Raw genomic sequence first — 10,854 nt, forward strand, 5'->3', positions numbered from 1 at the left:
ACTTCCATCGTTTCTTCATCGGTGATGCGCATGCCTTGCACGAAGGTACCTTGCTTGCCGATTTTCTTCAACGCGTTGTCGATTTGCGGACCGCCGCCTTGCACGACGACCGGATTCATGCCGACCAGCTTGAGCAGCACCACGTCTCGGGCGAAACACTGTTTCAGGTGTTCGTCGGTCATGGCATTGCCGCCGTATTTGACGACGATGGTCTTGCCGTGGAATTTGCGGATATACGGCAGCGCCTCGGCCAGAATTTGCGCCTGTATTTGCGGCGAAACTACAGTAAGATCGGCATTCATATCGGTCATGGCGGGTCCTGAAAATGGATGACCGCGATTTTACAGCGAATGCAGCTTCATTTCCCGGCTCTTGCTTGAATTACCGCAAATATTCCACAGCCATATTGCCCAATTGACAAATACCTGAGATGAGCGGCCATCCATATCCCGATCTTGCAGCCGAACTGGAAGCCTTGCGCCCCACTTTGATGCGTTTTGCACTATTGCAGCTGCGCGATCAGGCTTGGGCGGAAGACCTGGTGCAGGATGCGCTGATCGCCGTACTGGAAAAACCCGCCAGCTTTGCCGGTCTGTCTTCCTTGCGCACCTATGTGACGGCCATCATCAAATACAAGATCATCGACGCCTTGCGCGCCGGCAAGCGCATGTGCCAGATAGCGCCGCAAGACGATCAATCGGAAGAAGACGTGATCGATGCGCTGTTCGCCGCGAACGGCCATACGCACGAAATGCCGCGTAGCTGGGGCGATCCGGTCGCCAGCCTGCAGCAACAGGATTTTTTCAGGACGCTGGAAATCTGCCTGGAGAAGTTGCCGGCCAAAACCGCAAGAATTTTCATGATGCGCGAATGGCTGGAACTGGAAACCGATGAAATCTGTAAGGAACTGGATATTTCCGCGACCAATGCATGGGTGATCCTGTATCGCGCACGGGTCCGCTTGCGCGAATGCCTGGACCTGAACTGGTTCGGCAATCAGCCGCAACGCGGCCAGGCCAATTGATAACGGGAATTTGTATGGGGCTCAAACCCACTTGCAGCGAAGTGCACCGCCTGACATCGGAACAACTGGATCGTCGCCTGACGCTCATCGAGCGTTTGCGCATGCGCGTGCACTTGATGGCGTGCGGCGCCTGCCGCACCTTCAATAAGCAAATGTCGCTGCTGCGCGATGCGATGCGCAAACTGCCGGCCATAGACAGCCGCGATACACGCCCGGGAGATCAATGAGCCTGTGCTCGCAATGCGGCGCCGGGTTTTCCTGCGGCATGGTCGACACGAAGGATGGCATGCGATGCTGGTGCAGCGCACTGCCGGCTGCGGCAAAAAAACAGGCAGTGCGGGATGCAGACAGCCAGGCTAAAACCTGCATGTGCGCAGACTGCCTGACGGCGTTGCGAACGCGGCGTTTACTTGAGAAAGAACAGCAGAAAGAAGACGCGCACGCCAGCGCTGGAGACAGGCCTGGCGTTTAGCGGGCGGGCGGAGTACTGCATTCGCGCATTTCCTGGCGCGGGAAATCTTCCTTGATTTTTCCCACGCTGTTTTTGGCGGCAGCATCCAGGTTGCGCAGCTGGAAGGCAAATTTACTCACACTCGAACCCTGCTCGCCGAGGCGCGCACTGCGCACGCCTTTTTGATTCAGCGCGGCCAGATGGTTGCGCGCCGCTTCTTCCGATTTGAATATACCCAGCGAAATGCCCCACTGCAGCGCCGATTTATCCTGGATCACAAAGAAGTCCGTCACACCCAGCTGCTTGAGTTCGCCTGCCTTCTTGTCAGCCGCTTCCTTGCTGGCCAGCGGCGGGATATACACCATGTGGCGCACATTCTCTTGTATCGTGCGACGCGTCAGGCGCTCGCCGAGCGAGAGCGCAGCGAGTTGCGTTTCAAAGCGCTTGGCTTCGGCCGCATCAAAATTGCCGAATTCGGTACATGCCAGCACATCAGACATCTTGTCTGCACGCGCCAGATTTTTTTCGGCTTCAGGCTCCGCAGCCGTAACCGTGCTTGCAGCGACTGCCGTGCCAGCAGCGGGCAGCGGGATCAGCTTGAGCTGATCGGCATGCAATTGCTGGCTCAGACGCGACGGTTCATGGCCGGATGGCGACCACGCGTCCAGATAGCCATGCTGGTATGCATACAGGCCGCCATTGATCACCAACAATAAGCCGAACAGGATTTTTAACATGGGGGTAAAGGTTGGGTAGCCACCGTTTGCAAGCCGATCAACACCAGATTGTCGATGCGCTTGCACGCGATAGACAAATGCGGCGCGATCAAATCTGCCGCGCCGCCCGCCAGAATACAGCAAACTTCGGCGTCCGGATGCGCGTTTGCATACGCGGCCAGCGCCCGCTCGATTGCGCCCGCTTGCGCAGCCAGACAACCGCTGACGATGGCGGCATCCGTATGATCTGCAAACGGCTGCGTCAAATTGAGATGCAGCGCAACTTGCGGCAGTTGCGCAGTATTTTTTGCCAGCGATGCAGCCATCAAACCCAGTCCGGGCAATATCATGCCGCCGATGAAATCACCCGCGGCACTCACTGCATCTATCGTGGTCGCGGTGCCGCAAGTCGCCACCACCAGCGACTGCTGCGGGAACAGCGCATGCGCGCCTATCACGGCGGCAAAGCGGTCGCAGCCCAGCTGCGCCGGCTGCAGATAATGATTGCGCACGCCGCCCAGCTCAGCCACCGAGGCAAACCATTCCAGCGCGACCGGCTGGCCTGCCGTGGCACGCAACACGGCCTGTTCCAGCGCATTACGCATTTCTGCTCCGGCCACATTCGACAGCAGGACGCGGTTGATCCGGCAGCCACGCCATGCCTGTGCCAGTTGCGCGACATCTGCACGCGCCACGCTGCCGGCCGCATGCCATGCGCCCAGCACCGGCCTGGCCAGGCTATCGAGCAGCGCCCATTTGATACGCGTATTTCCTGCATCGACCAGTAACAGCATCGGCTTAATCCTCCGTGTATTCTTCTGTGACTCGCAACGATACATCGCCGGCGACGATCGCCATGCGGCCCTGCGCCGTAGCCAGCAGCAGGCAGCCGGACTGATCGACGCCCGCCGCCTTGCCATGCGCCAGTATTTTCCCCTGCTCCAGTATATTCACCTGCTGTCCTGCATACGCGTCCAGCGCATTCCACGCTGCCGCAAAAGCCGGGAATCCCTGTTGCTCGAACAGCGGCAAGGCCAGGCTGAAACGATCGAGCAAGGCCGCGATGAAGCGTGCGCGCTGGTCCGCCAGTTCGGGCGCGTCGGCCACCGCCCTGCCGATTTGCTCGCTCAAATCCGGCGCATGCGCAACATTGATGCCTATGCCTATGATCGTCCATATGGCCTGCCGGTCTGTCTTGTCGAGTGCGGTTTCAATCAGGATGCCGGCAAGCTTGTCGCCATTTCTTAAAATATCGTTAGGCCATTTCAGTCGCGCATCGACACCGAACGATGCCAGCGTTTCCGCCACGATCACGCCGACCGCCAGGGACAAACCTGCCAGCGCCTGCGCCTGCAAGGCGAATTTCCACGCCAGCGAAAAGGTCAGGGTCGCACCGGCGGCAGCATGCCAGGTGCGCCCGGCACGCCCCTTGCCCGCAGTTTGCATCCCGGCCCACAGCAGCGTGGGGCGATGCAAATGCGGCACGCTGGCCAGCAGATCGGCATTGGTCGAACCCGTCTCGGCGACGAGCCGGATATCAATATCCTGTGCGTCAGGGCTGCACAGGGCAGCCAGGCTCTGCGCGGTAGGGAGTAAATTTATTTGCGCATACGTTTGCTCATTCATCTGCGCATTGTAGCGGGATGACTGCGCCGGCGAAACCGCAGCAGCGGCCAGCGTGCGGCAACGCACGTGACGCTGGCCCGTTTCTCCCTTACACTTCCTGCATGCTCAACCCTGCATCGCCTACCCTCAGCTATACGCCGAACGACCATGCTACCGCCACGGCAGCCGGATCGTGGCAGGTGCGTGCGCTGGCAAATCCGGGCGCAATGGCCGCCATCAGCACTGCGCTACAAACGGCAGGCAAGGAAAAAACGGTGCATTGGGATCTGTCGCAAATAGCCGCACTGGATTACATAGGCGCGCAATTGCTGTGGAATGCCTGGGGCAAGCAACGCCCGGCGCAACTGACGCTGGCACCGCAACATGAGGATTTTTTCCGGCGGCTGGAAGAAGTCGGCCCGCTGGCACTGAAAATCCCGCCGAAACAGCACTGGTATGCACTGGCATCCTTGCTGCAAATCAAGCACAACCTGCTGGATCATCTGACCGGCTTCATCAGCCTGATCGGCCAGCTGGTGATGGACCTGGGCCGCTTCACCAAGGAGGTGCAACGCGGGCCGTGGAAGGAAATTTCCGCCAATATTTTCCACACCGGTTATCAGGCGCTGGGGATTACCGCGCTGGTCGGCTTCCTGATCGGCGTGGTCCTGTCCTATCTGTCGGCACAACAATTGCATCAGTTTGGCGGCGATATCTTCCTCGTCAACATACTCGGCATGAGCGTGATCCGGGAACTGGGGCCCTTACTGGCGGCAATACTGGTGGCCGGACGTTCCGGCTCATCGATCACGGCGCAACTCGGCGTCATGCGCGTAACGGAAGAACTCGATGCGATGCTGGTCATGGGCTTGCCGCACGGTTACCGGCTGATCATGCCGAAAGTCATCGCGCTGGCGATTTCTATGCCCTTGCTGGTGATATGGACCGATGCGATGGCATTGATAGGAGGCATGGTGGCGGCGAATATCGAATTGGGCCTGTCTTACAAATACTTTATCCGTGAACTGCCGGATGCGGTGTCGCTGGCCAATTACTGGATAGGCCTGGGCAAGGGCGTGGTATTCGGCAGCCTGATTGCACTGGTAGCCTGCCACTTCGGTTTGCGTATCAAGGCGAATACCGAAAGCCTGGGCGCCGGCACCACGATTTCCGTCGTCAGCGCGATCACGATCGTGATCCTGGCCGATGCCGTCTTTGCGATTGTATTCAGCGATGTGGGATTCTGATGAACAGTGCGATGGAACCGGTCATCGACGCTGAGGCGAGCGCAGCGGAAGCAGGGGCGCCTGTCATCCAGATAGAGGACTTGCGTACGCAGTTCGGCGATGTGATCGTGCATGAAAACCTGAACCTGACGATACAGCAGGGCGAAATCGTCTCGCTGGTCGGCGGCTCGGGCTCCGGCAAAACCGTGCTGTTGCGGCAGATGCTGGGCTTGACGCACCCGGCACACGGCACGGTGCATGTATTCGGTGAAGATATCAATCGCATCGAGGCACTCAGGCTGCAGCAGTTGCGCAATCGCTGGGGCATGCTGTTCCAGCACGGTGCACTATTCTCGGCCCTGACGGTGTTCGACAATGTGGCGCAACCGATGCGCGAATTGCGCGTGTTGCCGAAGGAATTGATACGCGATGCTGCGCTGTTGAAATTGCAGATGGCCGGCATCGGCCCGGAACATGCATTGAAGATGCCGGCGGATCTGTCGGGCGGCATGATCAAGCGCGTAGGACTGGCGCGCGCGCTGGCGCTGGAGCCGGAACTGCTGTTCCTCGATGAGCCCACCGCCGGGCTGGACCCGAGCGCATCGGAAAGCTTCGTCGACCTGATCCGCACGCTGCACGAAGAAATGCAGCTGACCGTCGTCATGGTCACGCACGATCTGGATACGCTGTTTGCATTATCGACGCATGTGGCCGTACTGGCCGACAAGCACATCATCACGTATTGCGAACCGGGTAATGTGGTCGAATTCAAGCACCCGTTCATCGAAACCTTTTTCCGCGGCGAACGTGGAAAACGCGCCATCGAGGCCATGCCCGACCCGCAGGAAAACCAACCGGAAAGTGCGTCTTGAATACTTTGAAAATCAATTATGGAAAATAAATCACATGCATTGATGGCCGGCATATTCACGATCGTACTGTTGATCGCGGCCGCGCTGATTGCCCTCTGGTTCAATCGCGACCGGGTCGAACGGATTCCCTATGAAATTGCCACGACCTTGTCGGTGCCCGGCCTCAATCCGCAAGCCGGCGTGCGCTATCGCGGGCTGGATGTGGGCCGCGTTGACGCCGTCCTGTTCGATCCGCAAAAACCCGGCCAGATCCTGATCCGTTTCAGCGTCAGCAAGGATACGCCGATCACGCATTCGACCTTTGCCACGCTCAGCTACCAGGGCGTGACCGGCCTCGCCTACGTGCAGCTAGACGACGACGGCCGGAATCCGACCCTCATGCCATCATCCAAAAAGAAGCCTGCCCGCATCGAGTTGCGGCCCGGCCTGCTCGATTTGCTGCAGCTGCGCGGCCTGGCGATACTCAAGCAAACGGAAGAAGTGGCGGGAAGAATCAACACCATGCTGTCGGACGAGAATCAAAAATCCATACTGGCTGCCTTCACGGATGTCAGCAAGGCCGCCAACAAGGTGGGCAGAGCCTCGGATCAGCTGCAACCGGCACTGGACAAACTGCCGGCGCTGGCGCTCAAGGCAGACCGGATGTTGACTTCGCTTAACAAGCTGTCGGATGATGCAAGCGTGTTGACGCGCAAGCTGAATGCACCTGACGGTCCGCTGAACAGCTTCAACGACGCTGCCGGCAACATAGGATCGGCGGCGGCCATCGTCGAATATGAAGTCGTGCCGCTGATAGATGAAACACGCAGCTCGATGCGCGCGCTCAACCGGACGATGGAAACATTCAACCAGCGTCCGCAAAGCATACTGTTTGGCGCCGGCGCAGCACAACCCGGCCCGGGCGAAGCGGGTTTCAGCACGCCGGCCGGCAAATAAGAATATCGTTCAAGGGTACCCATGAAGAAACCATCGCTACGATTTTTTGCCGCGCTCGCACTGGCTGGCAGTGCATTGCTGGGCGGCTGCGCGACAGATGCACCATCTGCGGCGCTGTTTGATCTCGGCCCGCTGCATGCGCCAGTTCCCGCCAATACACTGCCGCCTTTGCCAGCCATCAGCATCGCCGACATCAAGGCGCCCGTATGGCTAGACAGCCAGATGATGTTTTACCGCCTCAACTACGCCAACGACCAGCAACCGCGCCCGTATGCAAACAGCAAATGGACGATGGCGCCGGCGCAACTGTTTTTACTGCGCGTAAAGTCGCGCCTGTCGCAGGCGGGCGGCGTAGTGGTGCCGGCCTCCGATGGCGCGGTCAATTTACCGACATTGCGTCTGGAAGCGGATGACTTTACGCAGACCTTCGAGAGCGCAGGCGCAAGCAGTGCGCACATTGCGATGCGTGCATCGCTGTTCGACGGCCGGATACTGCGGGCGCAAAAAATGTTCGTCAAACAAATCCCCGCCGCCAGCGCAGATGCGCAAGGCGGCGCAGCCGCGCTGGCAAGCGCCAGCGATGCCATCATCAATGAAATGGCCGTATGGCTAGCGACGCTGCCGCCGAAAAAGTGACGGAGACCCCGTCACCCGCGCCGACGCTGCAAGCGTCGGTGTTTGCGCGCGGCGGCTTGCTGGCGTATCTGCTGCTGATCATTTATGCCAGCCTGTACCCGTTCAACGGCTGGCAAAGCATGGGCTTGCCGCTGGAAACCTATCTGCTGGCCGGCATGCCGCGCTACTGGACCGGCTTCGACCTGGCCATCAACATCCTGGGCTACATCCCGCTCGGCATCCTGACCGTCTATGCACTGTATCCACGCATACGCTGGGCCACGGCTATCCTGCTGGCACTTTTTTTTGGCGTATTCGTGTCCGGCGCGATGGAAGCCAGCCAGACGCTGTTGCCGAATCGCGTCGCGTCGAATCTGGATTTCCTGACCAACAGCCTGGGCGCCTTGATAGGCGCCGTGATCGGCAGCAAAACCAGCCATTTCGTGCTGGAACGCAGCCGTCTGCGCCATCTGCGGCAGCGCTGGTTCACCACACAGGCCAGTCGCGGCTTGATCATTTTTGCGCTATGGCCGCTGGCGCAGATTTATCCGCAAAGCTATTTGTTCGGCAATGGACAAATCCTGCCCATCCTGTCTGAATGGCTGTCGGCATGGCTGGCAAACCCTATCGACCTGGGCGGATTTTTGCGCGACGGCGCACAGCTGACCGCTGAACAATACTGGATTGCCGAAGCAGTCATTACCGCCTGCAGCATGAGCGGCGCATTGCTGGCGCTCTTGTGCGTGCTGCGCACCAAGGCGCCGCGCGTGATTTTGCTGCTGGCCCTGCTGCTCGCCGCACTTGCGGTCAAGGCACTGGCCACCGCCCTGCTCTTTTCGCCCGAGAATGCATTTTCCTGGCTGACGCCCGGCTCTCAGGGCGGCTTGCTGCTGGGCCTGGGATTTTTGGCCGGCGCCATCTTCATGCCGCATCCCAGCCAAAGGCGCACCGCCATAGTGCTGTTGATTGCCGCTTTCATCATCGTCAACCTGGTGCCGGCCAACCCTTATTTCATCGCCACGCTGGAAACCTGGGTGCAGGGAAAATTCCTGAACTTCAATGGCGCAGCGCAATTCCTGTCGCTGCTGTGGCCATTTTCTGCGCTATGGTTTTTACTGCATGCGACGCATCGCGTGAAACGAAAATGATGCGGGTGTATCATTTCGCTCTTTAACGCGAGCTCTTGATGACTGAAGATAAACTGCATTTTGGCCAGCATGTGTTCATTTGCATGAACCAGCGCGACGATGGCCGCGAATGCTGTGCAGAAAAAGGCGCACACGCCGCGCAGCAACACATGAAAGCCCGCGTCAAGGAATTGGGACTCAGCCGCAGCGGCGAAGTGCGCGTCAATCAGGCCGGTTGCCTGGGTCGCTGCGAAGAAGGACCGGTCATCGTGATTTATCCGCAAGGTACCTGGTATACCTATGTCGACAATCACGACATCGATGAAATCATCGACGCGCATCTGGTCGGCGGAAAAATCGTCGAGCGCCTGAAAATCTGATCATCCCGCAGCGCTGGCAATTGCAGCACTGCCTTTCGCACTTAAAGACCTACGCATGAACGCCCAGACCCAGTACTTCTCTCTGCCAGGCAGCGCCGGTGCACTTGCCTGCGCGCTCGACCTGCCTGCACATCCACCGCGCGGCATTGCGCTGATTGCGCATCCGCACCCGCTCTTTGGCGGCACGATGGATAACAAGGTCGTACATACGCTGGCGCGCACTTTCGTCGCCCTCGGTTACGCTGCAGTGCGGATGAATTTCCGCGGCGTCGGCGAAACCGGCGGCACATACGATGAAGGCGTGGGCGAAACCGACGACATGGCGCAACTGTTGGCGCACATGCAGCAGCAATACCCGGATCTGCCATTCGCGCTGGCAGGATTTTCCTTCGGCACCTTTGTGCAAACCCGGCTGCAACAACGACTGGAAGCGCAAGGCACGCCAGCCGAGCGCCTGGTGCTGGTCGGTTCCGCGCCGGGCAAATGGGCGCTGCCGAATGTGCCTGCCGATACCATCCTGATACACGGCGAACTCGATGAAACGATACCGTTGAGCTTTGTATTCGACTGGGCGCGGCCGCAGGATCTGCCGGTACTGGTGATCCCCGGCGCCGATCATTTCTTCGGCCGCAAGCTGCATCACATCAAGAATTACGTGACAAAAATGTGGCACCGCTGATGGAACTGTTTGCATCTGCACTCATCCAAGTGCCGCAAGCCTATAATCAACCTTTCCCTAATCGGTGCACGCTTCGATCAAGCATGCGCCTACTACTAAGCCCCATGAAAAAATTATTTGCGGTCATCACCGTTACCATCCTCACGCTCTCTGCCGCATTTGCTCAATCCATTCCGGCCCCGACCATCGCCGCCAAATCATGGCTGCTGCTCGACGAGACCAGCAACCAGATCCTGGCGTCAAATGAACCTGACATGCGCATCGAACCGGCATCGCTGACCAAATTGATGACCGCCTACCTCGCCTTTTCCGCCATCCGCGACAAGCGTCTGGACATCAACCAGATGATCACGGTATCGACGAATGCATGGAAGGTCGATGCCGAGAGTTCGAAAATGTTTATCGAGCCGCGCGTACCGGTCAAGGTCAATGACTTGCTGTACGGCTTGATCGTCCAGTCCGGCAACGATGCTGCCGTGGCGCTGGCAGAAGCAGTGGCAGGTACCGAAGATGCATTCGCCGCACTGATGAACCGTGAAGCGGTGCGCATGGGCATGAAGTCCACGCGCTTTTCCAATTCGCATGGCTTGCCTAGCCCGAACAACTATTCAACCGCACGCGATCTGGCAGTGCTGGCCGCCCATCTGGTAGAGGATCATCCAGAGTTTTACAAAATCTACGCGACCAAGGAATTCACCTACAACAAAATCAAGCAGTCGAACCGCAATCGCCTGCTGTGGCTGGACCCGAGCGTGGACGGGATGAAGACCGGCCATACGCAGGAAGCCGGATACTGCCTGATTTCGACTGCCAAACGCCCAAGTGGCACGCATCAGCGCCGCCTGATTTCCGTCGTGCTCGGCACTTCGTCCGACCAGGCCCGCGCGCAGGAAAGCCAGAAGCTGCTGAACTGGGGTTTCCAGAATTTCGATACCGTCAAACTGTATGCAAAAAATGAAGCCATCGCCACGCCTAGCGTCTGGAAAGGCACGCAAAACACGATCAAGATCGGCTTCACGCATGATGTCTATGTGACGTTGCCGAAAGGCGCAGCCGGCAAGATCAAGCCGATACTGGCACGCAAGGATCCGCTGGTGGCGCCTATAGACCAGACTCGTCAGGTCGGCACCAGCCAATTGATGTCTGCCGAAGATCAAGTCATCGCCGACGTGCCGGTGCTGGCCCTGGAACAAGTCGGCCAGGCCGGCCTGTTCGGGCGCGCG

At 58.8% G+C, this 10,854-nt stretch carries 15 protein-coding genes; 11 read left to right on the plus strand and 4 right to left on the minus strand.

Translation table 11 applies throughout. From position 1 onward, the window contains the following. The coding region (gene argB / locus Q7T06_RS06515) for an acetylglutamate kinase (RefSeq protein ID WP_304782221.1) at positions 1-302 on the minus strand (302 nt) is incomplete at its 3' end. Between the two features lie 128 nt (positions 303-430). On the opposite strand from argB, the gene Q7T06_RS06520 reads away from it, so the two are divergent. From Q7T06_RS06520 to Q7T06_RS13215, 3 genes are read left to right on the plus strand one after another with little or no spacing between them, the layout of a single operon-like run. Then, a complete protein-coding gene (locus tag Q7T06_RS06520) occupies positions 431-1,024 on the plus strand; it encodes a sigma-70 family RNA polymerase sigma factor (protein ID WP_304782181.1) in 594 nt (197 codons plus the stop codon). Positions 1,025-1,038: 14 nt separating this feature from the next. Further along, the gene (locus Q7T06_RS06525) at positions 1,039-1,251 is read left to right on the plus strand and encodes a zf-HC2 domain-containing protein (protein ID WP_304782184.1); all 213 of its coding nucleotides are present in this window, start codon (positions 1,039-1,041) and stop codon (positions 1,249-1,251) included. Continuing rightward, a complete protein-coding gene (locus tag Q7T06_RS13215; RefSeq protein ID WP_370652347.1) occupies positions 1,248-1,496 on the plus strand; it encodes a cysteine-rich CWC family protein in 249 nt (82 codons plus the stop codon). Before Q7T06_RS06525 ends, Q7T06_RS13215 begins: the two co-directional genes overlap by 4 nt. Here the strand turns inward: Q7T06_RS13215 and Q7T06_RS06530 are convergent. From Q7T06_RS06530 to Q7T06_RS06540, 3 genes are read right to left on the minus strand one after another with little or no spacing between them, the layout of a single operon-like run. Next, on the minus strand, positions 1,493-2,212 hold the full coding sequence (locus tag Q7T06_RS06530) for an SPOR domain-containing protein (protein ID WP_304782187.1): 720 nt from the start codon (positions 2,210-2,212) through the stop codon (positions 1,493-1,495). The two genes, Q7T06_RS13215 and Q7T06_RS06530, sit on opposite strands and share 4 nt — an antisense overlap. Further along, positions 2,206-2,985, minus strand: a complete 780-nt coding sequence (locus tag Q7T06_RS06535) for a type III pantothenate kinase (protein WP_304782191.1) — start codon at positions 2,983-2,985, stop codon at positions 2,206-2,208. The genes Q7T06_RS06530 and Q7T06_RS06535 overlap by 7 nt, the downstream gene beginning before the upstream one ends. Positions 2,986-2,989: 4 nt before the next feature. Further along, a complete protein-coding gene (locus tag Q7T06_RS06540; RefSeq protein WP_304782195.1) occupies positions 2,990-3,817 on the minus strand; it encodes a biotin--[acetyl-CoA-carboxylase] ligase in 828 nt (275 codons plus the stop codon). A gap of 101 nt (positions 3,818-3,918) precedes the next feature. Here Q7T06_RS06540 and Q7T06_RS06545 point away from each other — a divergent pair, with 101 nt between their 5' ends. The 8 genes from Q7T06_RS06545 to Q7T06_RS06580 all read left to right on the plus strand — a co-directional run. Further along, complete coding sequence (locus Q7T06_RS06545; RefSeq protein WP_304782198.1) at positions 3,919-5,043, plus strand: ABC transporter permease; 1,125 nt, start codon at positions 3,919-3,921, stop codon at positions 5,041-5,043. An 11-nt stretch (positions 5,044-5,054) separates the two neighbouring features. Further along, positions 5,055-5,894 (plus strand): ABC transporter ATP-binding protein, encoded by an 840-nt coding sequence (locus Q7T06_RS06550; protein ID WP_304782201.1) that lies wholly within the window; start codon positions 5,055-5,057, stop codon positions 5,892-5,894. Between the two features lie 18 nt (positions 5,895-5,912). Continuing rightward, a complete protein-coding gene (locus tag Q7T06_RS06555; protein WP_304782204.1) occupies positions 5,913-6,830 on the plus strand; it encodes an MlaD family protein in 918 nt (305 codons plus the stop codon). A 21-nt stretch (positions 6,831-6,851) separates the two neighbouring features. Continuing rightward, positions 6,852-7,466: an ABC-type transport auxiliary lipoprotein family protein gene (locus Q7T06_RS06560; protein WP_304782207.1), complete on the plus strand. Its 615-nt coding sequence runs from the start codon at positions 6,852-6,854 to the stop codon at positions 7,464-7,466. Further along, positions 7,436-8,593 (plus strand): VanZ family protein, encoded by a 1,158-nt coding sequence (locus Q7T06_RS06565; RefSeq protein ID WP_304782210.1) that lies wholly within the window; start codon positions 7,436-7,438, stop codon positions 8,591-8,593. The genes Q7T06_RS06560 and Q7T06_RS06565 overlap by 31 nt, the downstream gene beginning before the upstream one ends. A 38-nt stretch (positions 8,594-8,631) precedes the next feature. After that, on the plus strand, positions 8,632-8,952 hold the full coding sequence (locus Q7T06_RS06570) for a ferredoxin (RefSeq protein ID WP_304782212.1): 321 nt from the start codon (positions 8,632-8,634) through the stop codon (positions 8,950-8,952). Positions 8,953-9,007: 55 nt separating this feature from the next. Beyond that, positions 9,008-9,631: an alpha/beta hydrolase gene (locus Q7T06_RS06575; RefSeq protein ID WP_304782215.1), complete on the plus strand. Its 624-nt coding sequence runs from the start codon at positions 9,008-9,010 to the stop codon at positions 9,629-9,631. Positions 9,632-9,735: 104 nt separating this feature from the next. After that, on the plus strand, positions 9,736-10,854 hold a 1,119-nt coding region (locus Q7T06_RS06580), incomplete at its 3' end, for a D-alanyl-D-alanine carboxypeptidase family protein (RefSeq protein WP_304782218.1).

Source organism: Herminiimonas sp. (genome assembly GCF_030645555.1).
Lineage (GTDB): Bacteria > Pseudomonadota > Gammaproteobacteria > Burkholderiales > Burkholderiaceae_D > Oxalicibacterium.

Coding starts and splice junctions, on each gene's coding strand:
- Q7T06_RS06520 (WP_304782181.1), top strand. CDS start 431: ATGAGCGGCCATCCATATCCCGATCTTGCAGCCGAACTGGAAGCCTTG.
- Q7T06_RS06525 (WP_304782184.1), top strand. CDS start 1,039: ATGGGGCTCAAACCCACTTGCAGCGAAGTGCACCGCCTGACATCGGAA.
- Q7T06_RS13215 (WP_370652347.1), top strand. CDS start 1,248: ATGAGCCTGTGCTCGCAATGCGGCGCCGGGTTTTCCTGCGGCATGGTC.
- Q7T06_RS06530 (WP_304782187.1), bottom strand. CDS start 2,212: ATGTTAAAAATCCTGTTCGGCTTATTGTTGGTGATCAATGGCGGCCTG.
- Q7T06_RS06535 (WP_304782191.1), bottom strand. CDS start 2,985: ATGCTGTTACTGGTCGATGCAGGAAATACGCGTATCAAATGGGCGCTG.
- Q7T06_RS06540 (WP_304782195.1), bottom strand. CDS start 3,817: ATGAATGAGCAAACGTATGCGCAAATAAATTTACTCCCTACCGCGCAG.
- Q7T06_RS06545 (WP_304782198.1), top strand. CDS start 3,919: ATGCTCAACCCTGCATCGCCTACCCTCAGCTATACGCCGAACGACCAT.
- Q7T06_RS06550 (WP_304782201.1), top strand. CDS start 5,055: ATGGAACCGGTCATCGACGCTGAGGCGAGCGCAGCGGAAGCAGGGGCG.
- Q7T06_RS06555 (WP_304782204.1), top strand. CDS start 5,913: ATGGAAAATAAATCACATGCATTGATGGCCGGCATATTCACGATCGTA.
- Q7T06_RS06560 (WP_304782207.1), top strand. CDS start 6,852: ATGAAGAAACCATCGCTACGATTTTTTGCCGCGCTCGCACTGGCTGGC.
- Q7T06_RS06565 (WP_304782210.1), top strand. CDS start 7,436: ATGGCTAGCGACGCTGCCGCCGAAAAAGTGACGGAGACCCCGTCACCC.
- Q7T06_RS06570 (WP_304782212.1), top strand. CDS start 8,632: ATGACTGAAGATAAACTGCATTTTGGCCAGCATGTGTTCATTTGCATG.
- Q7T06_RS06575 (WP_304782215.1), top strand. CDS start 9,008: ATGAACGCCCAGACCCAGTACTTCTCTCTGCCAGGCAGCGCCGGTGCA.